The organism is Haloterrigena salina JCM 13891 (assembly GCF_000337495.1).
GTDB lineage: Archaea > Halobacteriota > Halobacteria > Halobacteriales > Natrialbaceae > Haloterrigena > Haloterrigena salina.
Genome location: NZ_AOIS01000003.1, coordinates 38,678 through 65,540, shown reverse-complemented (window position 1 = coordinate 65,540; position 26,863 = coordinate 38,678). Strand labels below are relative to the sequence as shown.

19 protein-coding genes and 4 pseudogenes are annotated in these 26,863 nt (G+C 61.9%); 9 read left to right on the top strand and 14 right to left on the bottom strand.

What is annotated here, in order from left to right:
- Positions 1–4 precede the first annotated feature (4 nt).
- Positions 5–1,558, bottom strand: coding sequence for a class I adenylate-forming enzyme family protein (locus tag C477_RS00255; RefSeq protein WP_008892406.1), 1,554 nt, complete (start codon positions 1,556–1,558; stop codon positions 5–7).
- Between the two features lie 228 nt (positions 1,559–1,786).
- On the opposite strand from C477_RS00255, the gene C477_RS00250 reads away from it, so the two are divergent.
- Positions 1,787–2,641: a UbiA family prenyltransferase gene (locus tag C477_RS00250; RefSeq protein WP_008892405.1), complete on the top strand. Its 855-nt coding sequence runs from the start codon at positions 1,787–1,789 to the stop codon at positions 2,639–2,641.
- A gap of 332 nt (positions 2,642–2,973) precedes the next feature.
- Here the strand turns inward: C477_RS00250 and C477_RS00245 are convergent, their stop codons facing one another.
- From C477_RS00245 to C477_RS00225, 5 genes are all read right to left on the bottom strand, one after another.
- Positions 2,974–3,735: an IclR family transcriptional regulator gene (locus C477_RS00245; protein ID WP_008892404.1), complete on the bottom strand. Its 762-nt coding sequence runs from the start codon at positions 3,733–3,735 to the stop codon at positions 2,974–2,976.
- Positions 3,736–4,373: 638 nt separating this feature from the next.
- Complete coding sequence (locus tag C477_RS00240) at positions 4,374–5,831, bottom strand: amidase (RefSeq protein ID WP_008892403.1); 1,458 nt, start codon at positions 5,829–5,831, stop codon at positions 4,374–4,376.
- Between the two features lie 803 nt (positions 5,832–6,634).
- Entirely contained in the window at positions 6,635–7,351 is a 717-nt protein-coding gene (locus tag C477_RS00235) for an ABC transporter ATP-binding protein (RefSeq protein WP_008892402.1), read from the bottom strand.
- Positions 7,351–8,127 carry an ABC transporter ATP-binding protein gene (locus tag C477_RS00230; protein WP_008892401.1) on the bottom strand — a complete coding sequence of 259 codons (777 nt, stop codon included), beginning with the start codon at positions 8,125–8,127 and terminating at the stop codon, positions 7,351–7,353. The genes C477_RS00235 and C477_RS00230 overlap by 1 nt, the downstream gene beginning before the upstream one ends.
- Before the next feature lie 8 nt (positions 8,128–8,135).
- A complete protein-coding gene (locus C477_RS00225) occupies positions 8,136–9,200 on the bottom strand; it encodes a branched-chain amino acid ABC transporter permease (protein WP_160167997.1) in 1,065 nt (354 codons plus the stop codon).
- A 160-nt stretch (positions 9,201–9,360) separates the two neighbouring features.
- Here C477_RS00225 and C477_RS00220 point away from each other — a divergent pair, with 160 nt between their 5' ends.
- The 4 genes and pseudogenes from C477_RS00220 to C477_RS24385 form a co-directional block, all read left to right on the top strand.
- Positions 9,361–10,332, top strand: a complete 972-nt coding sequence (locus C477_RS00220) for an ABC transporter substrate-binding protein (RefSeq protein ID WP_083870213.1) — start codon at positions 9,361–9,363, stop codon at positions 10,330–10,332.
- The gene (locus C477_RS00215; protein ID WP_152423234.1) at positions 10,325–10,612 is read left to right on the top strand and encodes a hypothetical protein; all 288 of its coding nucleotides are present in this window, start codon (positions 10,325–10,327) and stop codon (positions 10,610–10,612) included. The genes C477_RS00220 and C477_RS00215 overlap by 8 nt, the downstream gene beginning before the upstream one ends.
- Before the next feature lie 3 nt (positions 10,613–10,615).
- Positions 10,616–11,470 (top strand): branched-chain amino acid ABC transporter permease, encoded by an 855-nt coding sequence (locus C477_RS00210; RefSeq protein ID WP_008892397.1) that lies wholly within the window; start codon positions 10,616–10,618, stop codon positions 11,468–11,470.
- A gap of 177 nt (positions 11,471–11,647) precedes the next feature.
- Positions 11,648–12,541, top strand: a pseudogene (locus tag C477_RS24385) (alpha/beta hydrolase fold domain-containing protein); the annotation flags it as partial.
- 270 nt (positions 12,542–12,811) lie between these two features.
- On the opposite strand, the gene C477_RS00205 reads toward C477_RS24385, so the two are convergent.
- The 7 genes and pseudogenes from C477_RS00205 to C477_RS00175 form a co-directional block, all read right to left on the bottom strand.
- On the bottom strand, positions 12,812–14,434 hold the full coding sequence (locus tag C477_RS00205) for a long-chain fatty acid--CoA ligase (RefSeq protein WP_008892395.1): 1,623 nt from the start codon (positions 14,432–14,434) through the stop codon (positions 12,812–12,814).
- Positions 14,431–14,946, bottom strand: coding sequence for a Zn-ribbon domain-containing OB-fold protein (locus C477_RS00200; RefSeq protein WP_008892394.1), 516 nt, complete (start codon positions 14,944–14,946; stop codon positions 14,431–14,433). Before C477_RS00200 ends, C477_RS00205 begins: the two co-directional genes overlap by 4 nt.
- A complete protein-coding gene (locus C477_RS00195) occupies positions 14,943–16,139 on the bottom strand; it encodes a thiolase C-terminal domain-containing protein (RefSeq protein WP_008892393.1) in 1,197 nt (398 codons plus the stop codon). The genes C477_RS00200 and C477_RS00195 overlap by 4 nt, the downstream gene beginning before the upstream one ends.
- A 2-nt stretch (positions 16,140–16,141) precedes the next feature.
- Complete coding sequence (locus C477_RS00190; protein ID WP_049914052.1) at positions 16,142–18,091, bottom strand: 3-hydroxyacyl-CoA dehydrogenase/enoyl-CoA hydratase family protein; 1,950 nt, start codon at positions 18,089–18,091, stop codon at positions 16,142–16,144.
- Between the two features lie 374 nt (positions 18,092–18,465).
- Positions 18,466–18,807: pseudogene (locus C477_RS00185) on the bottom strand (YjiH family protein); the annotation flags it as partial.
- Positions 18,808–19,576: 769 nt separating this feature from the next.
- Positions 19,577–20,344 carry an IclR family transcriptional regulator gene (locus C477_RS00180; RefSeq protein WP_008892390.1) on the bottom strand — a complete coding sequence of 256 codons (768 nt, stop codon included), beginning with the start codon at positions 20,342–20,344 and terminating at the stop codon, positions 19,577–19,579.
- An 888-nt stretch (positions 20,345–21,232) separates the two neighbouring features.
- Entirely contained in the window at positions 21,233–22,105 is an 873-nt protein-coding gene (locus C477_RS00175; protein WP_239641820.1) for a DMT family transporter, read from the bottom strand.
- A gap of 199 nt (positions 22,106–22,304) precedes the next feature.
- Between C477_RS00175 and C477_RS00170 the strand changes: the two are divergent.
- The 3 genes and pseudogenes from C477_RS00170 to C477_RS00165 form a co-directional block, all read left to right on the top strand.
- Positions 22,305–22,583, top strand: a pseudogene (locus tag C477_RS00170) (phosphoenolpyruvate carboxylase); the annotation flags it as partial.
- Positions 22,555–22,785 (top strand): annotated as a pseudogene (locus C477_RS24380) (phosphoenolpyruvate carboxylase); the annotation flags it as partial. The pseudogenes C477_RS00170 and C477_RS24380, both read left to right, overlap by 29 nt.
- Positions 22,786–23,142: 357 nt before the next feature.
- Positions 23,143–24,279, top strand: coding sequence for a tyrosine-type recombinase/integrase (locus tag C477_RS00165; protein WP_008892388.1), 1,137 nt, complete (start codon positions 23,143–23,145; stop codon positions 24,277–24,279).
- 116 nt (positions 24,280–24,395) lie between these two features.
- On the opposite strand, the gene C477_RS00160 is transcribed toward C477_RS00165, so the two are convergent.
- The gene (locus C477_RS00160) at positions 24,396–24,581 is read right to left on the bottom strand and encodes a hypothetical protein (protein WP_008892387.1); all 186 of its coding nucleotides are present in this window, start codon (positions 24,579–24,581) and stop codon (positions 24,396–24,398) included.
- Positions 24,582–24,873: 292 nt separating this feature from the next.
- On the opposite strand from C477_RS00160, the gene C477_RS00155 reads away from it, so the two are divergent.
- A complete protein-coding gene (locus C477_RS00155; protein WP_008892386.1) occupies positions 24,874–26,202 on the top strand; it encodes a 5'-deoxyadenosine deaminase in 1,329 nt (442 codons plus the stop codon).
- Positions 26,203–26,863 lie beyond the last annotated feature (661 nt).

Sequence of the window (26,863 nt, the reverse complement as noted above, 5' to 3'; positions counted from 1 at the left end):
GGGTCTACTCGGCCTCGGCGAAGAACTCGGTCTGGATCGTCTCTCGCTGGACGGTTCCCGTGTCGGTCCGTGGAAACTTCTCCTCCGTCAGCACGTACTCGCGGGGGCGCTTGAAGTTCGGCAGTTGGTCGTGGGCCTTGCAGAACTCGTCCAGTTCGTCCTCCGTGAGGTCGTCCGCGTCGGGACAGACGACGCAGGCCACTCGGTGACCCCACTGCTCGTCCTCGACGCCGACGACGACGACCTCGTCGACGGCCTCGTGAGTCTCGACGACTTCCTCGACCTCCTCGGGGTAGATGTTCTCGCCACCGCAGACGAACATGTTGTCGACGCGGCCTGTAATGTACAGGTAGCCGTCCTCGTCGACTTCGGCGACGTCGCCCGTGCGGATCCACTCGTCGTCGACGATTAGCCACTCGGTCTCCTCGGGACGCCCCATGTAGCCGTCACAGGTACCGGGCCCGCGGACGATCACCTCTCCCGTCTCCCCGGGTTCGACCGTCGCTTCCGGATTCGGATCCTCGTCTGGGTCGGCCGCTTCCACCACTCGAACTTCTGACACGAACGATTCCTTACCGATCGTCCCCGTGTGTTCGTCCTGGACGGAGGGGTGTGCGAACGTCAGGTTCGGTCCGCCCTCGGTCAGCCCGTACGTGTTGTAGACGCCCTCGGTCAGGTGCTCGGACGCCTTCTCGACGAGTCCCTCCGTGACGATCGAGCCACCGGTCCGAATGTACGAGAGGTCATCGATGTCGTACTCGGCCTCCGCCTGACGGTTGGCCAGCGCATGCAGCTGCGTCGGCACGGCCAGCAGCCCCGTGACGTCGTGGTCCGCCGCGAGACGGAGCGTCTCGTCGGGGTCGAAGTCCGATTGCACGACCAGCGTCGCGCCGGCCTGAATGTGGGGCAGCATCCAGGCGTCGCAGGTCACCATGTGATACCACGGCGTCGTCACTAGCGCCGTGTCGGTCTCCTCGATGCCCATCTCCATGATCACCTGCGTGCTGCCGTGCCAGAGCTTCTCCTGATCGAACAGTACCGCCTTCGGCGTGCTCGTCGTTCCGCTGGTGTAGAAGACGCCGTGTTCGTAGTCCGGATGCGGCTCGATTTCGTCGGTCGATGCGTCCGAGAGGATGACATCGTACGACTCGACGTCCTCACGCTCGATCGACGCCTCGCCGGCATGGATACCGTGCTCGATGTCGGTGCGGTCAAGGACCTCGAGGGCCTTCTTGGCGTTCGCGTCGTCGAAGACGAGGATCCCCGCGTCGGTGGGTTCGAGCATCGCGGCGAGTCCGCCGGGGCTATCGCGGAACGGCAACTGGACGTTCCCGATCCCGCGCTTCTGACTCGCGATCATCATCTCGATGGCCGTCGGGCCGTTGACCGCCAACGTTGCCGCTCGACGGTCGCCCACTCGTTCGTTCAGCGCATTCGCGAGACGAGCGGTGCGGTCGTCGAGTTCTCGATAGGTCAGTGACCGTCCGTCGTCGGTGATGATCGCCGTCTCCGACGAGTGTCGTCGAACGGTGCGGTGGAAGGTCTCGATGAAATTCATACGGACTATGTGTGATGACCACTACCGAGGGTATTAATAATTATGGAATCTCCCGTCAAACGACGGGCGTATAACGAGCGCATTCGCGTCCGGGTCTTCGTCGTTGTTTCCGTTCGCTCCGTCGAGTTGCAGTCGCCGGTATCAGTTGTCGTCCTCTCGATTCGGCTTCGCTCGGTGGACGCGAACCGATCGGTCACATTGATGTAGCGGTACGTCATACGGTCGTCCGTGCACGATCGGTCGAAACCGGCTCGGACGCGAATCGGACGCAGGGCTCGCGGACTGTGGCTCCACGTCCAGCCGATCTTCCTGTTTCCGGGCGCGGCGATGTCTGGATTTGGAGCGCTGCTCGCGACGGACTTCGCGACCTTGAGTGCGACCCTCCACGCGGCTGCGGTCTGTCTCGCCGTCTACGTCGCGCATTTGAAAGACGGCTACGTGGACCATTACGTCCGCGGTGAGGACGAGACGAATCCCCTCGAGCCGAACGAGATCCGCATCGCGATCGGCGCCACGGCGGGTCTGTTCGCGGGCTGTCTCGTTGCACTCTGGTTCGCTGCGGGGCCGATCGGTACCCTGCTGACCGCACCGCTGCTCGCGCTGGGATACCTCCACGCGCCCCACCTCGATACGAACCCCCTCACCGAGAGCGTCGACTATCCACTCGGGATCGTCCTCGCGACCGCAGGCGGCTACGCGACGCAGACGGGGACGGTCACGGCCCTGGCACTGGCCGTCTGTCTCGTCCTTTTCCTCCTGCTCGTCGCGATCAACGTCATGCTCGACCGACTCGACTATCGCCACGATCGCCGGGTCGGGAAGCGAACGCTGCCGGTCGTCCTCGGTCCCGACCGCGCCCTGCAGGTGGCGTGGGCGCTGGTCCTCGTCAGCGTCGTCACACTGGCGGTCTCGAGTCGCTTCGGTCCGCTTCCGCGGAGCGCGCTGTTTGCGTGCGCCGTCCCCGTCAGCGCCATACTGGGCTGTCAGCTGCGCGAACCCAATCCAGAACGGCTCGTCGCCCTATTCATCGGCACGACGTACGCGTTCGGTCTGGCATTGTTCCTCGCGATCCGCTTCTCGTGACTACTGTTCGCTAGTAGCGAACGACGATCGATTTCAGTCGGCGGTATCCTCGATTAATGGTATTATGAACGGAAATCTCGCCAGGAGACCGCGATCAGAGCGGGTGTTCACAGCGACAAGCAATCGGCTAAACAGACGAACGGAAACCGTTCGTTCTCAGGAAACCGAATTAGAACGGTTCGAACCGCGTTTTCTGACGGGTGATTGATGTTATTATGAGGGATAGCGGTTGTATTCGCTATTAAGAGCGGAAGCCCGATTTACCAGATCGTTTCTCGAGAGCGAACGTTCAGCCGTAGTCGACGCTGTCGCGTTAGGCGGCCGTTCGAGCGTCACGTCCCGTATCGGTACTTTATCGTGATCGAGTCGATCATCCCCTCTAGCTTCTGCAGGAGTTCGCGCTGGTACGTCTCGTCCTTTATGCGACCAGTCGGACAGACCACGCCGGCCGCCCCCTTTAGCTGTTCGTCGACGATGATCGGTGCGCCAATCAGTCCCATCCCCTTGACCTGTTGATTCCAGTCGACCGCGTAACCGCACTCACAAACGGTCTCCAGTTCGGCGTGCAGCGTCTCTTTGTCCGTGATCGTCTCGTCGGTCAGGCGCTCGAGCCCGTGGGTGTCGATGATTTCGTCGGTTCGGTCGGCGGGGAGATGCGCGAGGATCGCCTTTCCGGTGGCGTTGGTGTGGAGGGGCGTGACCATTCCCGAGTAGATGCCGAGCTCGAGCGAGCGATTCCCCGACTCCACGTGGAGGATCACCGACCGGCCGGCCTCCTCGACAACGAGCGACACGAGTTCGCCCGTTTCTCGCGCTAGTTCGCGGAGGTTCGCCTCCGACGCTCGGAAGAGACTGCTCCGGTGTTTGAGCCGCGATCCGGTAGTAAGAAACCGGTGACTGAGCCGGTACTCGCCGCCTTCGTTGATGACGTAGCCCGTCTCCTCGAGCGTCCGCAGGTAGACGTGCGCCGTGCTCTTCGGAACGTCCATCCGCGTCGCGACCTCCGAGGGGCCGGCCCCGTTGACCTCCCAGAGGACGTCCAGCACCTCGAAGGCGCGAATCACCGATTTCATCGGCGGTGTGCCGTCGGTCATGATTGAACCATTACGGACGATGTATATAAATCGTCCGATGATATCAGACGGCACGCTCCGACGCGGGAATCCGACTCGTCGACGCAGGGAACGTCTACGCATCGTGGACGCTCGCCGCCGAATTTTTCGACTCGCGCGTCCACCGGCAAGCCGTTACAACCATACGTATGTAATTAGCGGGCGTCGCCCGGTGACCGATCGAGCGGCCGGATCGGCGGACGAGTCGCGTCCGATACTAGTAGACGGATCGACGAGTCGCGTTCGCGACTTCCGAACGGGGCCCGACTCGACACCGCTTGAGCACCGTTCGACCGGATACGGGTCAGTTCGGGTCGTACGAGGACGATGTCGGCCGCTGTCGACGAGCGATCGCACCGAGTGTGTCGTCGGACGGACCGCCCGCGAACGCGCTGTCTACTACCGATGGGCGAGTCCTGAGTGCCAGTACTCCCGCGGCGTCCGCTCTCGTCCGCGAAATCCGAGTCGGTGGCTGCACTAGTCTGGGACGGTCAGTTTCGGACGCGTTCACTGTGAGCTAACACCGTCACTCCTTCACACCCGGACTAAACACTCCCGAGGGATCATCGAAACGGCTCGCGCTCTCGACGGAAATCCGTCGACCGCGGCCCTCAAGGTCGTTACGGCCGGGTCGGATACTTGTCCATCCACGGCTGCCGCCGCTCGATCGCCGCGCTGGCGGCCAATATCGTCCCTTCAGCGAACCGTGAACCGATGAGCTGTGCGCCGATGGGGAGCCCCTCCGCCGAGCGCCCGGCGGGAATCGATGCCGCCGGATGGCCAGTCAGGTTCAGCGGCCACGTGAGGAACGTCTCCTTGTCGGTCTCGGGAGCCTCGCCGGCGATCTCGTCCGGCGCGAGCGCGCCCTTCTCCCACGGTGGCGTCGCGAGCGTCGGGGTCACTAACAGGTCGTGTCCGTTCAGGACGCGCTGGATCGCCTCGTACGCACGCGACCGAACGACGCTCGCCTGCTCGTACTCGACGGCGCTGTACTCGTACCCGTCCTCGATGAAGTCGACGACGTGCGGTGAAAGCTCGTCGCGGTGCTCTCCCAGCAGGTCGATCCCCGTTTCGCGCGCGATGCCCTCGACCGCCGCGGACAGGCTCGAATTGAGGAGCGTGTTGTAACACTCCAACAGTGCATCGAACGGGACACTGAAGTCGACGTCGACCCGCTCGACCGTAGCGCCTGCTTCCCGAAGCGTATCGAGGACGTCCTCGACGGCGTCGAGAACGGGCTCCTCGACGTCGTAGACACCGAGGTCGGGGCTAAACGCGACCGAGAGGCCCGCTATCGAGCGATCGACGGCGTCCCGGTACTCCGCGTCGGTCCCTGGAACGCTGAGCGGGTCTCGGGGATGCTCGCCGGCGATAACGTCGAGGAGGAGTGCCGTATCCCCGACCGTCCGCGTCAGTCCGCTGTAGGAGGCGAACGGGGCCGCATCACGGAACAGGTCCGGCTGTGACTCGTTCGGGACGAGACCCGGTGTCGGTTTCAGCCCGTAGGTCCCGCAGACGCTCGCCGGGATTCGGAGGGAGCCGGCCACGTCAGAGCCGAGCGCGAGCGGGACCATTCCCGCCCCGACGGCTGACGCGCTCCCGCCGGACGAACCGCCGGCCGTTTTCGCGGCGTCGAACGGGTTCCCCGTTGACCCGAACATCGGATTCGTCGTGTCCCCGGCCGCGCCGAATTCGGGGCTGTTCGTCGATCCGACGACGATGGCCCCCGCGTCCTGGAGCCGCTGTACGGTGACCGACGTCCGCTCCGGCAGTTGCTCGCCGAGCGGCTTCACCCCACCGAACGTGTACGGCATCCCTTCGACGTGCGAGTCGAGGTCCTTCAGTGCGACCGGTACGCCGTGGAGGGGGCCGACGGGTTCGCCGTTCTCGAGCGCCCGCTCGGCCGCCGCCGCTTCCTCTCTCGCGTCCTCCTCTCGGAGATAGACGAAGGCGTTGAGTTCGTCGTCGAACCGATCGATTCGTTCGAACGTCTCGTCGATTACGTCTACCGGTGAGACGCGTCCGCGCCGGATGTCGAACGCGAGTTCGATCGCATGCTGCCCTATGCCATTCTCCATGGTTGATGTACACGTAGCAACACATATTAGATTTTCGATCATCCGGTTCTCGTGAGACGAGCAGTCGGTTCGGATAGCCCTCGAGTCTGTCCGGCGGTCATCCGCAGGACCGGCGACTCGGAAGGAGTTCGACCACGCCGCACGTGCACGGGCGATCACGCGCCTCTACGACAGGCCGGGGGCACCTCGCAACAGTGCCGGACCTCGTGACGAGGGTTCCCGCGTTCGATTCGGAGGGGCGCCTCCGAGGCTCCGTGGGGGCTGCTCCGGTGTTCGATCCGCGATCCCGTGATGAGAAGCCGGTAACTGAGCCGGTAACGACGTGTGCGGATCGTCCAATGATGTCAGACAGTACGCTCCGGCGAGAGAATCCGACTCGTCGACGCCCGAAACGTCTGCGTATCGTGGGCGCTCGACGCCGAATCTCCGCTCGAACGTCCCGGCCGACAACTATTACAACCATACTACTGTAATTACCGAGGGCCACGCGGTCGGTCGATCGAATGACCGAACCGATGAACGAACTACGTCCAACAGTAGTAGACGTACCGGCGGGCCGCGTCCGCAACTGCCGAACGATGGGTCCCGATTCCACGGGACTCGAGCCCCGTTCGGCTACCCGCGGGTCGATTCGGGCCGTACGGGAACGATTCGGTTCGGTATGGACGAGCGGTCGCACCGAACGCACCGCCGAACGAGCCGCTCGAGGCCAGTTCGTCTAATAACATTGTACCAGGGTGTCCCGTTCGAGCGCAGCGGGCGAAAACGGTGGTTCCGTTCGGCCGAGACCGGTCGCGACCGAGTCAGCCGCCAATATAGGACTCGACGAACTCGTCGGACTGGAGTGACTCCGTCGGTCCCGAACGGCGGACCGCGCCGTTCTCGAGCAGGTAAAGTCGATCGGCGTGCTCGAGCGCGAACGTGATGTCCTGCTCGCAGAGCAGAACCGTGACATCCAGGTCAGTGATCGCCGCCAGCGCGTCGCTGATGTCCTCGAGGACGACCGGCGCGAGTCCGATCGACGGCTCGTCCAAGATCAGGAAGTCGGGATCACTCATCAGTCCGCGGCCAAGCGAGAGCATCTGCTGTTCGCCGCCACTGAGGCTTTCGGCCTCCTGTGAGCGCCGTTCCTCGAGACGTGGGAACAGCTCGAAGACCTTCTCGAGGCGCTCGTTCTCGCCGTCCCTGTTCAGGTACGAGCCGAGCCGGAGGTTCTGCTCGACGCTCATCTGGCCGAACAGATCCCGGCGCTCGGTACAGTAGAACAGGCCGTTTTCGACGAGCGTCTGCGTCGACGCCTCCGAGACCTCCATCCCGCGGTACGTAATGGAGCCCTCGTAGTCGAGGAAGCCGCTGATCGCGTCGACGAGCGTCGACTTCCCCACACCGTTTGGACCCATCACGCCGATAGTCTCGCCCGTCCGGACGTCGATGTCGACGCCGTCAAGTGCTGTCACCTTCCCGTACGAGACCGTCAGGTCCGACACCGAGAGCAGCGGCTCACTCTCGTCGGCGCTCATTAGAGTTCACCTCCGAGGTACGCTTCCTGGACGGTGGGGTCGTTGTGGATCTCCTCGGGTGTGCCCTGGGCAATCTTCTCGCCGAAGGAAATGACGACGACGCGGTCGACGAGATCCAACAGCCCATGCATGTTGTGGTCGATCACGACCAGCGTCATCCCGTCCTCCCGGAGCGAGCAGAACAGTTTCACGGTTTGGTCGATCTCGTCGGAAGTGAGCCCGGCGAACGGTTCGTCGATCAGCAGGAGGTCCGGGTCGGTCCCGAGCGCGCGCCCGACCTCGAGACGGAGCAGCCCTGCGTGGGGGAGTTCGTCCGGCGTCTGGGAGAGATATTCCTCCAGCCCGACGCGCTCGCAGATTTCCCTGGCTCGCTCCTCGGTGTCGGCGCGGAAGTCCGTGAGGGAGAACAGCGAGTTCGGGACCTGCGAGAGGGCAACGTTCTCGAGGATGGTCCGGTCGTTCAGCGGACGGAACGTCTGGTAGGTCCGAGCGATTCCCCTCCGGACAAGCGCGTGTTGCGGGCGGCCGGTGACGTCCTCGCCGCGGTAGTAGACTGAACCGCTGGTCGGGGCGAGCGCGCCGGACACGCAGTCGAACGTGGTCGACTTGCCGGCCCCGTTCGGGCCGATGAAGCCCACGATATCGCCGTCCCGGATGGTAAACGAGAGATCGTCGATCGCTGTGACGCTCCCGAATCGCTTCGTGACGTTCTCGAGGCGGAGGATATCCGCCGACTGTGCCGTGTCGCGTGCCGATCGGGTCGAATGCGTACTCATTGTCGTTGTCAGTGTGTCTCGGAAATCGGTTCCGCGGACGGATCGTTGCGATCGCGGACGGTGCGACTCAGGTCGGAGAGCCACGGGAGTACACCTCGGGGCAGCGCGAACAGGACCAGAAGTGCGATAGAGTAGAACAGGACCTCCCAGACCTCACCAACCGGGAGGCCGACGAGTGGAATGACGGCGTCGCTCGCCTGAAGCGTGTCGCGAACGAAGTAGAAGACGATCCCTGTAGCGGCGGGACCGGTGATCGTCCCCATACCACCGAGGAATCCGATCAAGACGACTTCGATGCTAACGGGGAGGACCAGGAGTCGCTCCGGTGCCGCTCCGGCGAGGGGCGTGTGGACGAGCGTCGCCGCCGCCAGTCCGCCAACGACGCCGCTCATCGTGAACGCGAACAGCTTGAACTTCGCGGCGTCGACACCGACGGCCGCCACCGCGTCCTCGTCCTCGCGGATCGCCGTAAAGACCGAGCCGACGTACGACCGCGTGAAGACGTAGAACAGGGCGTAGATAGCCAGGAACAGGAGGAGCGCTACGTAGTAGTAGACGACCACTCGGTGTTCGAACGCCGATTCGAAGCCGACCGCCGAGAGGACACCGATGGGCTCGTCGACCGCGACCAGCAGGTCCATCCCCTGCAGTCCCCCCTCGCCGCCGAGCATGTCGGGGTAGATATTGACGATCTGGACGAGTACGAGCGGAGCAATCAGCGTGATGAGCGCGAGATACGGTCCCCGCAGGCGAAGCGCCGGAACGCCGACGAGGAGTCCAGCGATCCCGGCGGCGACCGTTCCGGCGAGTATCGTCACCACCGGACTGAGACCGACGTTGAGGTTGAGAACGGCTGCGGTGTAACCGCCGATCCCGAAGAACATGCTGTGTCCGAAGCTCAGTTGCCCGGTGTAGCCGGAGACGTAGTCCCAACTCATCGCGAACATCCCCAGGAACAGCGCGGCAGTGAGCTGTCTAAGGGTGAGAATCCCCAGCAGGAACGGGGCGGACGCTAATCCAATCAGACAGACGATACCAACGATTCGATGTGATTCGATATTCCGGCGTGTCATTCCATCACTTGACATGGTATGGTATACGATCCTGCATATATCTTTCTACTGAGCGTCCGGGACTCGAGACGACCCGTCCGTCGAATACTCGCACGCGTGGCTCGACCTGAACTATTCGATAATCAATAATTTTATTTACTACCATGTTCATCACCACCATATGCGTGGGAATAAAACGCACGGAGAGCGGACAGCGCTCGGACTAACCAGACGGCAGTTCGTGGGAGTCGCCGGTCTCGGTGCGACGACGTCGCTCGCAGGTTGTCTCAGCCTCGGCGGCGGTAATTCGAACGACGACACGATCACGGTCGGACTCCTAGCGTACAAACCGGGGAGCGCACCGCAGGGGACGGCACAGGAACAGGCCGCCGAATTGGCCGTCGAGGAACTCAATGAGGACGGCGGCCTCTTAGACGAGGACGTCGAACTGCTCACCGCGGACACGCAGGGATCGGGGTCGACGGCTGGCGATCGATACCTCGAGTTCGTGGTCGAGGAGGAGGTTGACGTCACGGCCGGTGTCTTCAGAACGGAGGTAATGTCCGAGCTCATGTCAGATATCGCCGAGCACCAGACGATCCACCTCAGCGGCGGTCACACGTCGCCGGCGATCGCCGAGATGCTCGCCGACGACTACGAGAAGTACAAGTACCAGTTTCGGCCATACGGGAACGCGACCCGCTGGGTGGCGTCGATCGCGGATCTCTGCGAGTACATGAACGAGCAGGGCGAGTGGGAGCGAGCCGCGCTCCTCAATGAGGAATTCGAGTGGACCAAGTCGTTCACGAATGACCTCCCGCCGCTGCTCGAGGAGCGGGGCCTCGAGGTCGTCTACAACGAGCGGTATCCCGCCGACACCGAGAACTTCTCGCAGATGTTCGATACCATCGAAGGCGAAAACGCCGACACCGTCATCATGGGACAGGCCCACACCGCCGCACCGGCGCTGGTCCAGTGGCGCAGCGAGGAGCGTGAGTTCGCGCTCTGCGGACAGATCTCCCAAATCGTCGATCCGGCCGCTTACGAGGACTTCGGTGGGAATCCCGAGTACGCAATCAGTAACGCGCCCGCGGTCCACACCTGTCTCTTATACACATCTCTGANTCCCTCGCGCCATCAGAGATGTGTATAAGAGACAGAGCAAGATGTGGGCAGACGTCGTCACGTCGGCGGGAACGACCGACGCCGAGGAGATCGTGCCGGCGTTGGCCGATGCCTCCTTCGAGGGAACGCGCGGAACGATCGAGTTCAACGGGATGGACCACAAATACCCCCACGACGCGAAGTTCGGCGAGGAGTACCTCCGTCGAGTTAACTTCCAGTGGCAGGCCACCGACGACGGTGGCGTTCAGGAAGTCATCCACCCCGAGGACCTGTCGACCTCGGACTACCAGCGGCCCTCTTGGTTCTGAACCATGGTCGACATCGTTACCATCGCAGCGAACACGGTCATCGTCGGATCGCTGTACGCCCTCATCGCGGTGGGGTTCACCCTCGTCTTCGGCGTCGCGGGACAGGCAAACCTCGCCCACGGCGGAACGATCACCATCGGTGCGTTCACCGCCTGGTACGTTGCTGGCCTGGGACACAGCGTCTGGATCGGTCTCGTCGCCGCTATCGTGACCGGTGCGCTGTTCCACGCCCTGCTGTACCGAGTCTTCGTGAGTCACATCGACGACGGCGTCAACGTCCTCATCCTCACGCTACTGGCTGGCCTCGTCGTCGAGTACCTCCTCGAGGCGGTGGTTGGCACCCAGTCGCGCGCGGTGCCACAGTTGCTCGAGGGCGAGACGACAGTCGCTGGCGTCTCATTTCTCTACAACAATCTCCTGATCTTCGCGCTCTCGTGGGTGTTCATCATTGCCCTCTTCGCCTTCGTCAACTACACGAAGGTCGGACAAGCGATCATCGCCACGAGCATGAACGAGAAGGGCGCCGCACTGCTTGGCATCAGGACCGATCGTGTCACGCTGCTCACCTGGACGGTGGCCGGGGTCTTGGCTGGCTCCGCCGGCGTGCTCTACGGGTCGTTTCGAGCGGCGTCGTACGATATGGGCCTGACACCGCTCGTCTTAGCGTTCGCCATCGTTATCCTCGGCGGCATCGGCTCGATCCGGGGCAGCGTCGTCGCTGCCTACATTATCGGTTTCCTCGAGGTGGCCACCACGTCTGTCGAGCCGCGTCTCGGCGGGATGTCGGCGCTGATCGTCATCGCCCTCGTGTTGCTGGCGAAACCGACCGGGCTCTACGGCCGGGAGCTACCGGCCTGAACTCATTCGGTTCTTTTCGCCGTCGATTCCGAATGACGTTCTCAGTCAGAGCCTACTGAGGGGTTCAAACCACAGACGGAACGCCGGCCGTGATCTATAGCCGGTCTGTTCAGCAGCAACATCTGACTCTCAGCCCAAGACGTATGTAGTGTGCCATTGTCACACATTTACGTCGGCATGACTGATCACGATAAGAGAAACGGAACGACGCGGAGATCGATTCTTCGAGGGCTCGGTATCGCTGGGTCGGCGATCGCACTGTCGACTGGCAGTGCAGCAGGCACACCGGCCACTCCTTCGAGGGAGATCGAACGTCGCGAGAACCTCACGTACGCCGAACGGCCGGACGTCGATCACGAGGACCACGGCGACGGCGAACTTCAACTCGACCTGTATCTCCCCGATCGACGGAAGCCGCACCCGGCCCCGGTAGTGGTCTACATTCACGGTGGGCAGTGGCTCTACGGGGACAAGGCCGACCCCAGTGAGGTTCCGATGTTCGAACACTTCGCACGGCGAGGGTTCGCCGTCGCGAGCATCGAGTACCGGTTCGCGACGGAAGCGACGTTCCCCGCACAAATTCGCGACGTCAACACCGCTATCCAGTGGCTCCGTGCCCGCGCTGACGACTACGACCTCGACGCGGAGAACGTCGCTACGTGGGGGACGTCCGCGGGCGCCCATCTCGCCGCCCTCGCCGGAGTGACGAACGAGGTCGACGAGTTCGAAGGTGATGGCCCCTCTACGTACTCGAGCGATGTCCAGGCTGCCGTCTCTTGGTACGGGATCATGGCCCTCGATCGGCTGCGGGAAACGGCCCACCCGGACAGCCCGTACGAGTACGAACACGCCACAGCTCCGGAATCGCTTCTCGTGGGGGAGAACGTCGGAGAGAACCCCGAAGCCGGCCAGTACGCCAGTCCGATCGAGTACGTGGACCCCGACGACCCGCCGCTCCTCCTCTATCACGGGAACGACGATCACATCGTCGGCTATGGACAGAGCGAGTTGCTGTTCGAGCGGGCTCGTGAGCGCTGTCACGACACAACGTTCTACGAACTCCACGGCCTCGGGCATAGTTCCGAAGACGTCTATTCGGCGTTGAGCGATACCCCGCCGGCCGAAGCAACCGCGAGAACGGCGCACTGCAAACCCACCGATGACGCCCTGCGAGAACGGGTGAGAGATGGCCCGATCGCTTCCCTTACAGACATGGAACGGTTCCTCCGTCGCAACCTGCGGCACCGATATCCGGTCCGGCGGTCGAACCGCTCGAGGGGCGTCATCAGCGACAAGATCGGTCGGAAACGACCGAAAGGGGCGACGCGCTCGACGGTCGCGTTACTCGTCGACCGGCAGCGTCCCGTACTTCGACTCGAACTCGTCGCGGAGCACCTTCTTATCGAACTTCCCGGTCGTCGTCTTCGGGATCGACTCGATGAAGATGATCCGGTCTGGCAGCCACCACTTCGGGAACCGCTCTAACAGGTGTCCCTTCAGTTCGTCCTCGGTGATCTCGTTTCGCTGGACGACGTAGGCGATTGGGCGCTCGTCCCACTTCTCGTGTTCCATGTTGATCACCGTCGCCTCCTCGACATCGTCGTGGGCCATCAGCTCGTTCTCGAGCTCCAGCGAGGAGATCCACTCGCCGCCACTCTTGATGACGTCGTCGAGGCGGTCGACGACCTCGAGATAGCCGTACTCGTCGATCACACCGACGTCGCCGGTCTTGAACCAGCCGTCGTCGGTGAACGACGCCTCGGTTTCCTCGGGTCGGTCAAAGTACTCGTCGATGAGCCACGGCGAGCGCGCCTGAATCTCGCCGGTCGATTCCCCTTCGTGAGGGACCGGCTCGCCGCTCATGTCCCGCAGCCGGATCCGGACGCCGGGCGCAGGGAGACCCGGTTTCATTTGCTGTTGGTAGCGCTCGCTCTCGGGGAGATCGGCCACCTCGGTCGTCGTCATCGTGTTGACGAGGTGAGGCGCGGCCTCGGTCATGCCGTACCCCTGGTGGATCGGCGCGTCGATCTCCTTGTCGAACTTTTCCATGAGCCACTCCGGCGGCGACGTGCCGCCGATGAGGACCCGATCAAGGCTCTCGAGTTCGACGTCATCATGCTCGTCGTAGAACTCGGCCATCTCGAGCCAGACCGTCGTTACCGCTGCAGTGATGGTCACGGCCTCCCGCTCGATGAGCTCTGCGATCTCCTCGGCGCCGGTCTTGGGGCCTGGCAGGATCAGCTTCGAGCCGGACAGCGTCGCGCTGTAGGGCAGCCCCCAGCCGTTGACGTGGTACATCGGAACGACGGGCATCACGGCGTCGTTCTCTCCGATCTCGAAGACGTCGACGTGGCCGTGTGTGAGCGTGTGGAGGTAGAGATCCCGGTGGGAGTAGGCGGCCCCCTTCGGGAGCCCGGTCGTTCCGGAGGTGTAACAGATCCCCGCCTCCTGTTCTTCGTCGAGGTCCGGCCAGTCGTAGTCGGTGTCCTGCCCCTCGAGGAGGTCCTCGTAGGCGACGACGGGCTCGAGGTCCGTCTCAGGTACCTCGTCGTCGAGGACAACGTAGTGCTCTACCGTCTCGAGTTCGTCGGCGACGTTCTCGACGGTCTCGACAAATTGGGGGTCGACGAAGACGAGCTCGTCCTCGGCCTCGTTGACGATCTCGACGAGGTGTTCGTCCGGGAGCATGTGGTTGGTCATGTGGATGCTCCGGCCGCTGCAGGAGGGCCCGAAGTACAGTTCGTAGTGGCGGTAGTGGTTGATCGCCATCACTGACACGCGCGAGCCGGCGTCGACGCCGAGCTCGTCTAAGGCGTTGGTCAGCTGGGCGATTCGGTCGTACGCCTCGTCGTACGTGTATCGGTGAGTCGTTCCGTCGGGCAGTTCCGAGACGATCTCCTTGTGGCCGAACAGGTCAGTGGCCCGTTCGAGCATGACCCGTAGCGTGAGTTCGTAGTCTTTCATTTCGCATCACCGTCCGCGGGTTCGAAGCGGTAGAAGACGCGTTCCTCGTCGGTCGGGCCGTCTATCTCGACGATCTTCAGCGAGACCGCGTCTCCGATCTCGAGGTCGCTGTAAGCGGCGTTGTCGATCCATCCCGAGAGCCTGACGGGACCGAGGTCGACGACGGCCACCACGTAGGGGACGTCGTGCTCGCTCAGTCCTAGCGGGAGGCCGTCTCGGACCTCCGAGAAGGCGAACAGCTCGCCCTCGTCGGGGAGATCGACGTACTCGAGATCGTCGCCCGTGCACTCGGGGCAGACGATCCGCGGCGGGAAGTGAATCTCGTCGCAGTCGCAACACTGGGTCGTCGTCAGCCGCCCGTCCCGCAGGTTGTCGTAGAACTCGTGGATCTGCGTCTGGTCCTCGGTCTGGAGCTCGTAGAAGTCGAGCAGTCGTGGCAGCTCGACCTTCGAGGGGACCGAGACGCGCTCTCGTTCGGCGTCGCCGTCCGTGGGGTCTGTGGTGTCAGTCATTGGGGATCCCTCGCGAGCGTCATCACGCTGTGGACCGATCCGCTTCCGCTGAGGTTGTGGATCAGCCCGGTCGTCGGATCGTCCACTTGTCTGTTTCTCGATACCTCACCTTTGAACTGCTGGGTCACCTCCAGCGCCTGCGAGACGCCGGTTGCGCCTAGCGGGTGGCCACAACCCAGCAGGCCGCCCCGCGGGTTGACCGCGATGTCGCCGTCGAGGCGACTGCGGCCGTCCTCGATGAACTGGCCGCCCTCGCCGCGCTCACAGAAGCCGAGTTCCTCGTACTCGATGACCTCGCTGATTGAGAAGCAGTCGTGGATCTCGGCGATGTCGATCTCCCCGAGAGGATCCTCGATACCGGCCTGCTCGTAGGCGTTTTGCGATGCCTTTCGGGCCTGCGGCCAGCCAGAAAAGGACGGGAGATTATTGATCGAGTTGCCCGCCATCGACGACTGCCCGCTACCGGTGATCCAGGCCGCGGTGTCGGTCACCTCACGGGCCTTCTCCTCGCTCATGAGGATCACACCCGAAGCGCCGTCCGTGATGCCGCTGCAGTCGTAGAGGTGCAGCGGCGGCGCGATCTCGGGCGACTCGGTGACCTCGTCGGGCTCGATCGCCGACCGAAACTGGGCGAAGTCGGTCTTCGCGGCGTTGCTCTTGTTCTTCGCGGCGACCAGCGAGAGCTGTTCGCGGGTCGTCCCGTGCTCGTGCATGTGTCGCTGGGCGTACCACGCGAAAAACGGCGGCGCGGCGAGTCCGTTAACGCCGTCGAACTCACGGTCGAGCACGTTCGACATCGACGACTGCATCTCGGGCATATACTCGCGGCCGAGGTTCATCTTCTCGACGCCGAGCACGAGCGCGGTGTCGAGCTGACCGGCCGCGATCGCGAGCCAGGCGTAGCGCAGCGCCGCCTGCCCGCTGGCACAGGCCAGTTCGGTCCGCGCAGTCATCTCGGTGACCTCGATGCCGAGCAGTTCCGCGACCAGCGGCGCGACGTGAGTCTGGTTCGCGAACCGCTCCGGTTGGACCGCGCCGACGAACAGCCCCTCGACGTTCTCGGGGCCGATGGCGGGGACAGCGTCGAACGTCGCCTTTCCGCCCTCTTGGGCGAGGTCCTTCCAAGTCGCGTCGCGTTCGCCCCAGTTCGTTTGTCCGCCACCGACGATCGCGACGTTGCGAGTCGCGGTCACGGTTACTCACCCTCGAACTGCGGTTCGCGGTCCTGTCTGAACGCTGCCACGCCCTCGTACATATCGTCGGTCGTCGACAGCACCGCAAACGCCTGTTTCTCCATGGCCAGCGCCGCCTCGAGGCTGGCCTCGGGACCGTCGTTGATCACTTGCTTGGCCGCCTTCAGCGCGACCGGCGGACCCGAGACGAGGTCGTCGACGATCTCGCCGACCAGTTCCTCGAGTTCGTCGTCGGAGACAGCGTGGTTGATGATGCCCCACTCCTCGGCCTGTACGGCGTCGAACTGCATCCCGCGGAACACCATCTCTTTCGTCCGGCCCTCGCCGACGAGGCGGACGAGCCGCTGGGTCGCGCCGCCGCCGGGGATCACGCCGAGGTTCGTCTCGGGGGTCCCGATCGTCGAGTCCTCGGTCGCGATACGGATGTCACAGGCCAGCGCGAGCTCGATACCGGCGCCCAGACAGAAGCCGTCGATCTTCGCGACCGTCGGCCGCGGGAACTCGTAGACGGTCTGGAACATCTCGTCGACGTCCATAATGTCAGTTGGCTCGCCGGCCGTGAAGCCGGTTATGTCGGCGCCCGAACTGAACGCACGGTCGCCGGCTCCCTCGAAGACGACGCAGGAGACCTCGTCGGCGTCGACGTCGTTCAGGAGTCGATCGATCTCCGCGAACATGTCCTCGGACATCGAGTTCATCCGCTCCTGGCGGTCGAGCTCGACCGCGAGAACGCCGTCGTCGTCGATCTCCCAGTTGATGTAGTGGTACGGCGGATCGACCCGGTAGTCGAAGAAGCCCTTGCCGGCGTCCTCGCCGGTCCAGCCCTCCTCGACGAGTTCGACGAGGTAGTCGGTGGGATCGTAGCGCTCCTCGCCGTACTCCTCGTACAGCGACTCGAGCTTCTCGAGGACGACGTCAAGACCGATGCGATCGCCGCGCCGGCACATTCCCTCGGGGAAGCTACCGCCCAGCCGGAGCCCAATATCGATCTCCTCGGGGGTCGCGACGTCGTTCCCGATGAGCCATGCAGCCTTATTGATCATCACGGCTTCGGTGCGAAGTGCGTCGTAACCGCCCGAATCCTCGGGTTCGTAGTCGACGCCGTCACCGTCCTCGTAATCGTAGAAGCCCTTGCCGCTCTTCTTGCCGAGTTCCTCGGCCTCAACCTTCTCCGCGATGGCCGGGGGAACGGGCTGGCCGGACTCGTCGCGGAAGTGGTACGCGACGTCGATCCCGCCGAAGTCGTTGAGTTCGAACGGTCCCATCGGGTACCCCCGCTCATAGACCATCGTGGCGTCGGCCTCACGCACCGTCGTCTCGTCGTTCGACAACATCCAGGCCGCCTCCTCCATGAAGGGGACGAGGACGGTGTTGACGACGAAGCCGTGGACGTCCTTACGGACGTAGATCGGCGTCTTGTTGACCGACTCGGCCCACTCGTGGGCGATCTCTGCTGTCTCGTCGGTGGTTGCCTCGCCGTAGGTGACCTCGACGAGGTCCATTTTCACCGGCGGGTTGAAGAAGTGGAGGCCGACGACCTGCTCGGGTCGATCGGTCGCCGACGCGATCGACGAAATCGAGAGGCTCGAGGTGTTCGACGCCAGGACCGCGTGATCCGGGGCGTGTTCGTCGACCGCGGAGAACGTGTCCTCCTTGATTTCCATCTGTTCGGGGACGGCCTCGATGACCAGATCCGCATCGGAGACGGCCTCACTGATGTCCGTCGTCGTCTCGATCCGTTCGAGGACCTCGTCGGCGGACTCGTCGATCTGGTCTTTCTCATCGAGTTTGCCGAGGCTCCACTTGATCTGCTCGTATCCCTCGCGGACGATGTCCTCCTCGATATCGCGCATCGCGACGTCGTAGCCGCCAATCGCAGTGACTTCCGCGATACCATGTCCCATACTTCCGGCTCCGAGTACTGCCACTCGCTGCACGGTGTCAATCGTCATCATAGAACTCTTTCTTATTGTCTCCCATATATCTTTGGAAGAGTAGAGTATGTGATCCCGAGAATGGTCCACGACTGGAAAGATCGGTCTTCGAGGGTGCGATCGACGATGTTGACTGTTGACAGCGAGTGCTAGCGTTACTATCGCTGGCTAGACCGGAGCCAACTGGTCCAAACCGCAGTCTTCAGACGATGATTCGCCGACGACCGTCTCGTCGACTGTCGCGGTTGGGTTCCGGGTGGTGCACGAGCCGACCGATCCACCGTTCCGCGTCCTCGCAGCGATCGATATGGTCTCCCCTCTCGAGCACTGTTGCGGTTCAGCGTCAGCGAGGAGAACAGAACGGGATCGGACGGTGTCGAGGTTCGATGCGGTCAGATGAGGCCGACAGCGATGGCACCGTGGGTCAGCGCGGCCGCAACGGGGATCAGCAGCGCGGTTCGGAGAATCAAGAGGAGGGTGAGATCGCGAAACCGCATCGGAACGTCGTCGAACATGTCCACCATCATCGGTGCCGTCGCAGCGAAGAAGATCGCCTGCGCGCTCGTGACGATCATGACGAACACCTTCGTGAACAGCGACGCTTCGACGACGAGCGTTGTCCCGACGAAGTACTCGGCACCGGCGACGATGATCGCCGTGGCGGCGATTTTCGGGTCCGGAACGCCGAGAATCATCATCATCAGGGGAACGAACGGTGCCGCGAGATAAGTAAAACGAGCGGGCACGTTCCGTCGTCGACGAAGACGACGCCGTCCCCAACCATCACGTCGTACGACCGGCGCACGGTGCCAGCGTTGGCGAGGTTCTTGCCGGTCTCGAAATCGAACGATCAACTGTGCCACGAAGAGGAGTTGGTCATCTCGTCGACGAACTCCTTTTCGATGCGCTCACCGGGCGCAACGAACTCTGGCACGTCCGTGTTTCTCACGACAACAGAGGGGCCGGTACCGTTTCCCATCTAGGAAACGATCAGTGCGTCGACAATCGGAGAACGGAGGACATCGGTGGTGTGGAATCGATCATAGTAGTAGCTGACCACCGCCCGCCAATCGTCCGATTATATCAGACGCATATATCAGTTGTGACCGATATCGATTCGACACTAGTTCGACTTTTCTTGTAGTATAATGGATGTAGGTGCCCATATATTAAATTATATGCGATATTGACTTCGTTATTGCCATTCTGGGCTAGCTGAGCCTCCTTCTGAGGGAAGATTTCCCGTCTATCAATAATGGATGAGGAGCCGAGACGATGAGAGTTGAGATCTAACCATTACATTAGCACTGCTGTGATAGTCCATGCGGTTGATGTTGGTCCTGCTGATTCCGCTACGAACATCACCGGGGAAACTCTCTGGGCGCGCTATCGTAATTCGCTTGAAGAGCTCGAATACACGACGTCGTCGGTCATCAACGCGTAACCGCCGAAACGCCGGCCACAGAAATCAGTCCACGTTCGTGACGGATAGCGGCGCGTCTTCTAGCCGTAGACGAGACGGAGCTCAATATCGTCGACAGCCTCGAGTAACGACTCATACAGCTCGTCTTCGATTCGCTCTTCGGTCAGGCGGTTCGCGGCGCCGGCGATCGTGACGGCGGCGATCGGTCGCCCGTCTCGGATGACGGGCGTCGCGATAGCGTGTAGTCCCCGGAGGTCCTCCTGGAAGTTCATCGCGTAGCCGCGCTCACGGACGTCCTCGAGGTCGGCGAACAGCTCCTCCCTGTCAGTGATCGTCTGTTCCGTCTGGGCCGGTAGACCATGGCGATCGATGACCTGTTGGACTTCTTCGTCGGAGAGATGAGCCAGAATTGCCTTACCAGCGGAATTCGCGTGAAGGTAGACCCAGGTCCCGATCGTCGAATCGAACGAGAACGACTCGTTTCGCGGGACCCCGTAGATGAACATCCCGAGACCGTTCTCCGGGACGATGAGCCACGCCGCCTCGTCGGTCTCCTCGGCCAACCTGTCGATGCGGTTCTTCGCGGCGTGGTAGATCTCGTACTGGTTTCGTACGTAGACGCCAGTGTTGAAGAACTCGAGTCCGAGTCGGTAACGGCCGCCTTCGTTGACGACGTAGCGGTTGCGTTCTAGACTCACGAGGTGTTTGTGTACGGTGCTCTTTGCGAGGTCGAGGCGGTCGGCGAGTTCGGTGACGCCCGCACCATCGGTCTCCTTCAGTGATTCGATGATAGCGAACAGCGTCTCATTTGATTTAACCGACCGTCCTGAATCCCCGTTCGGTTCCATAGCTACTATATGGGACACTTGTATGTAAAATGTTCCGCCATGCTTCCGTTTTACCGGGAGAAACGCTCGCTTCGAATCTGCTCTCCCAAATTCTCGCGAGTCCGGTTGCCGAGGACCGATATCGAGAGTACATGACTCTTAACCGAGTCGACCGAGCGGAATTCGTCACGTCTCGTCCCTAGCTGATAACGCTCAGAGTTTACTCCCCGTTTGAATCCAATTTTACGGTCGTGCTTCTGTAACGATGCTCTGCTGACTTCGATGGTATCGGTAAGATACCGAAAGCAGAACGAATTACGATACCAACACTGAGTATTGATCGTATGAGCGGTATCAGATCTCGATGTTCAACCGAATCGACCGTCCTGGAGTCGCGGATTACTTTGATATCTGTCGGCCTCATTCTTCTCTGACTGAAAGATGATCTCGAATAGGGTGAGAAGATGGCGTTTGAGAGAACAAAACGGTATTCGCGTCCTCCTCTCGATTCCCGTGAACGGATTTCTGTCTTCGGTACGCGAGTGAGGAGAGCTGTCGCTCTCGCTCCAATTTCTCGGTTTGATCCGGTCTCCAACCGCGTTTGATCGTTACAAACAGCCGAATAAAGCGAGTAACGCTGATTCTCGGTCAGCCGATCTCCTGTTCCCTGCTGATCGAAACGGAGCAGTAGGCACCGTATATGTTTACACCCGTACTGCCGTAATCTCCTGCTGGTGTTTGGTCCGTATCCGCGTAACTATCGTATCCGACCTCGTCCACGCGTTTGAGAGGCACAAACATCGGGGTTCAGCCTGCACGCATTCGATTCGACGGGATGTACCAGTCGCTTCCGTCCGTCGCCAGAAATCGCCCTCGCAAAAGCAAGCGTTCCTGAACGACTATCCGTGCTCACCCGAGAGAGATCATCGTGATACCGAGGACGGCCAAGCCGGTCGCAGCGAGACGCGTCCGAAGGTGGGACTCTTCGAGGAAGATCGCACCGAGGATCACGGCGACGATCGCCTGTCCGTTGACCACCGGGGAGACGATGCTCGCCGGCAATCGCTGAAAGGAGAGCAGGACGACGTGGTTCCCAGCTGCGATGACGAGCGCCGTGACGACGAAAAAGGTCAGGTCGCGCCACCAGTCGTCCGGCCATCGGGCGCGGATTGCCAGCGGTCCCATCAACCCGGCGATGCCGAAAAACATCAACGGAACGTACGTCGTCGGTGCGATGGCCAGTTCCTGCATCAGCACGCGTTTGCCCACGTCGACGACCGCGAACGTCGCGGCCGACAGCAGCGCCAGTTGGGCCGGTCTGGACCGACTGGCCCGTTTGATCGGGGCGAGGAGCGTCGTCCCCTCCCAGTTGGCGACGTAGATCGCGATCGTTGCGACGACCACGCCTCCGACCTGAAGCGCGGAGAGTTGTTGTCGCAGTAGCCCCACTTCCAGCGGGAGGACGAACACCGGGATGATCTTGCTGATCGGCGAGACGTACGAGACCTCCCCGATTCGGAGCGCCCGGAACAGGAACACCATGGCGAGCGCCGTCAACGCCGTGACCGCGAAAATAACTCCGAGAACGCTGACTCGGTTCGACGCAGGGAGGAAGGGGCCGTCGGCGGCGACGACCACCGGGAGGTAGAGGACCATCGACAGCGCGTACGTGATCGAGAGGAAGGTCGGCGAGGAGTAGTCGGCGAACCACCGCTTCATCACGAACAGGGACGTTCCGTAGAGCAACGCGGCCAGGCCGGCGAACGCGATTCCGATGTTCACATCGCTGTCCACCTCTGCCGGCCGCAAGAAGCATTCGCTTTCGGTCCGCTGACCGGCGGGGGAACCGGTCGTTCGAAACGGACGGCACCACTCGGAGTTTCGGGACGTGGCGTCTCCGATGACGCAGGCTCGGCGAACGGACCGATGACCTCTTCTGTCTCGGCGGGATATTTTACCGTCAAAGCTATATTCATGATATATGGTGATTCAAGATAAATTTATCAGTCACGATATTCGCGAACTCGGCGCGCTCCTGGGGACCATCCTCGAGGAGCAGACGTCTCGCGAGACGTTTGAGACGGTCGAATCGTGCCGACAGGCCGCGATCGACTACCGCTCGGGCGATCTCGACACTCGCGATCCGCTAATTACGGAGCTCGAGGGACTGTCGTCCCACAATCAGCGGATCGTCGCGCGGGCGTTTACGACCTACTTCGAACTAATCAACCTCGCGGAGGTACGAGCGGGCGACCGAACTGATCACGGAAATCGGGCGACGCGATCGCCTCCACACCCGCGACTGGCTCGGTGAGAATCTGGAGCAACGGAACCCCTACGTCGACCCGCTCAACATGCTTCAGGTGCACCTGCTCGACCGGAACCACCGCACGGATATCGAGGAGCGGACGCTCCGGCTGACGGTCAAAGGGATCGCGGCCGGGATGAAAAATACAGGGTAAGGAAACTCGTCAGACGGACCGTGACGAGCAGATGGGTGGAAGCGCGCTCACCGGTAGATAGGCGTCGACGGACGATCGGCGTGGTCTCGGTTTCACCGTTTGTGCGATGTGTTCAATCGAACTGGTTCGCCGACGAACGTAACGTGATCAACGATAGCTAGATCGCGTAGCGGTGACGTTGGATGAATCCGTGTGCGGTTTATACTTCAGGACCATCGTATGCTGCGCTCGAAGTTCGGTCGCAGTGGAGTCGTTGCTTTCCGCGAACACACTTGATTAGTATAGATTTATAAGGATTCGATCCATCTCTTGCTCACGAAAAATGCACCGGAACAGGACACGAGGCGGTGATCGCGCGTGAACGCGGCGACGCCGGTCGGCGACCCGCTCGAGGCGTTCCTTCGATCGAAGTCGAAGGGCGGCGAAGGGAGCGGCAACTACCGTCGAAACCTCGAACGCTGCGTCGAGGATTTCCTCGAATGGCTCGAGGCGGACGCCCAGTCCGGCATGGCGTTCGACGAACTCGACGAACGGACGTTTCGCCGGTACGCCCGGGAGCTCACCGCTCGCGACCTCGCGCCGGGGACGATCCGGACCTACTACGCGCAGGTGAGCGCCTACATCGGCTGGTGCGTCCGCGAGGGGCTCCTCGAGGCGAACTATGCCCAGCGAAACGTCGCGAAGGAGCCGCTTCCGGAGAACGACGGCCGTCGGTCGGGCGACCAGCAGGCCTGGACCGACGAACACCGACTACTGATCACGCGACACGTCGACGAACGAGCGCACGACGCCGCCGACGAGAAGGGATTCGACGCGATTCGGGAGTTCCGCGATCGAGCGCTCGTCTACGTCCTCTGTTACTCCGGCGTTCGTGGCGGGGAGATCTTCGCGGACCCGAAGGATGATCGCCGGAACGGCCTTCGGTGGGGCGACGTCTCGCTCGACGACCAGAAAATGACCGTCCTCGCCAAGAAGCAGGACTGGTCCGATCGATCGCTGACGAAACAGGCTGTAAACCCTATGCGGCGATACAAAAGGTTGCTCGATCCCGCGAGCGACGAGTGGCCGGTATTTCCGACGTTTCACCTCCCCTCGCTGTACGAGACGCTTCGTACTGGGTTACGAGACGAATACGACTGGTCGACCGACGAAATCGAACCCTTCGTCGACGAACTCACCGGACAGACCGACGTGTTCGACGCGCTGCGCGAACGCGACCTGTCGCCTCCTTCCATCAACACCGACGGCGCTCGCCGGATCATGCGCCGGCTCTGCGAGGGCGCCGATCTCGAACTCGAGGGAAAGCACGACTACCTCGCCCCGCACGGCGGACGCCGCGGCGCTGGCGAAGTGATGGTTCGCCAGCGCGGGTTCACCGCCGCCGCTCGACTGCTGGATAACAGCGAGGAGGTCGTCCGCAAGTCGTACTCGCACATCGAAGCCAAAGAGATGGCCGAAGACGCCGGTGAGGCGTTCACCGAACACGATACCTGACGCCGCATGTAATAGAAAGTAAATAACAGTAGATAGTAACGCGGCTTCTTTATTCAGAACGATGACTGAAACTGCGGTGGACGATTCGATAAGTACATGTGCGAATGGAACGGCGTTCAGGCGCTTGTGTATCGTTCTTGAATAATATCAAACGCCATCCTGAGAACAACGTAACCAGCTGCCACTACAACTAGAAATCCAATATCGAGGTTGCCCTGCCAGTACTGAAAGGCTGCGAGGACGAGCAGGACTATGAATGAACCCTTGATGTGATATTGGAGACGTTCCGCAGTCTGGTTCATAGGCGTCGTATTTTGTCAAAGATATTAATTCTTTATGTTCGTTATCTCCTCTACCTGTATCGACGGTTTTTATCTATCACTATGAATAAAGAAATAGTATTACCACTACTGATAACGTAATTTGCAGCAGTATTCTGTGATTGTGAGAGGTGACTCCCGAGGGAGAGAGTGCATGAGACCAGTCGGTCACAGGTGACCGTTCGATCAGCCCACGGAGGTAGGGTCGGATTCCGCTGATCGCAACCGACAGAATGCGAATCGTTTTGTGCGTGCGGCTGGATTCCCGCGTGGTATGCTACTCTCGGGAACGGTCATCGCCGACTCTAAAACCGTCATCGAGAACGGAGCCGTCGTCGTCGACGGGTCGCGCATCGACGCCGTCGGTCGCCGCGACGACCTCCGCGACCGGTATCCGGACCGCGAGGAACGACGCTACGACATCCTCATGCCGGGGCTGGTCGGCGGACACCTCCACTCCGTCCAGAGCCTCGGCCGCGGGATCGCCGACGACTCCGAGTTGCTCGAGTGGCTCTTCGAGTACGTCCTCCCGATGGAGGCATCGCTCTCGCCCGAGGAGATGGAGATCGCGGCGAAGTTGGGCTACCTCGAGATGATCGAGAGCGGGACGACGACCTGCGTCGACCACCTTTCGGTCAACCACGCCGAGCGCGCGTTCGAGGCGGCCGGCGAGATCGGCATCCGCGGCGTGCTCGGGAAGGTGTTGATGGATCAGCGCTCGCCCGACGGCCTGCTCGAGGACACCGACGAGGCTCTCGCCGAGAGCAGGGAACTGATCGAGGAGTACCACGGCGCGTTCGACGACCGCATCCGGTATGCGGTGACGCCGCGCTTCGCCGTCTCCTGTAGCGAGGCGTGCTTGCGCGGGGCACGCGAACTCGCCGACGAGTACGACGGCGTTCGGATTCACACCCACGCCAGCGAGAACCGCAGCGAGATCGAGACCGTCGAGGAGGACACCGGCATGCGGAACATCCACTGGTTAGACGAGGTCGGACTCACCGGGGAGGACGTCGTCCTCGCCCACTGCGTCTGGACCGACGAGAGCGAACGCGAACTACTCGCCGAGACGGGGACCCACGTCACGCACTGCCCGTCCTCGAACATGAAACTCGCCAGCGGCGTCGCGCCGGTCGTCGACTACATAGAGCGCGGGATCAACGTCGCGCTGGGTAACGACGGTCCGCCGTGTAACAACACGCTCGATCCGTTCACCGAGATGCGACAGGGGAGCCTCCTGCAGAAGGTCGACACCCTCGACCCGGTCGCCGCGCCGGCAGCGACGCTCTTCGAGATGGCGACGATCAACGGCGCGAAGGCCGCGGGATTCAACCGTCTCGGCGCGCTCCGCGAGGGGTGGCGCGCGGACGTCGTCGGCCTCGATACGGACCTGACCCGCGCCACGCCGCTGCACGACCCGCTCTCGCACCTCGTCTTCGGTGCTCACGGCGACGACGTGGTCTTTACCATGGTCGACGGGAACGTGCTGGTCGACGACGGCGAGGTCACGTCAGTCGACGCCGACGCGATCCGCGAGCGGGCGAGGGAGATCGATCTCTCGCTCGAGGAGTACCGCGAGAGCGCCGCCGAAGCGCAGCCGTGAAGCGTCCTCGTTACCGCTTTCAGACGGAAGATGAGCGACAGTAGCCGAGAATAGCAGCTCTTGTCTCCAGATCGAACGGGTGGCGTTCGCGGAAGGGCGACTATCGTCTCGAGACCAGTAGCCGTCACCGTGTTCCGTCGCCTTCAGAACTGTTCCGTTCGTGTACTCCCGACCGACTTGGACTGAGTCATCGCCGTTGGTATCTTCGCATTCTAGAACAGATTCGTATCCGAGAGGTGTACCGATCTGTCCGTCTAAATATAGCTCAAATATCGTCCGAACATATATTTCCTCAGGACGGATCTACGACCGGATAACCGCCGACCACCGTATCTGGTGTCGTCGAGTAGACGAACTTAAACTGGTCGTGCTGTCACAGTTCACGGAAGATATCCAAAGCACGAACGAAGAGTGACTGACTCAGACAGTACGAGCGTTCTTCGCAGTGATTTGACTGCGCGAACTGACTGTAGTGAACGGTATTCCGCCTTCTAGACGAATCAAGAGGGACGATAATTGGGACGAGTATCGACTATCGATCGACGCCTCACTAGAGTACAGTTTCGCACTCCGATAGAACATATCGTCATTATCTATAACAGTATCTGAAAAAGAGATTCAAGGAGACAGGTGGTATGATACAGGAGCCATATTTTCGCAT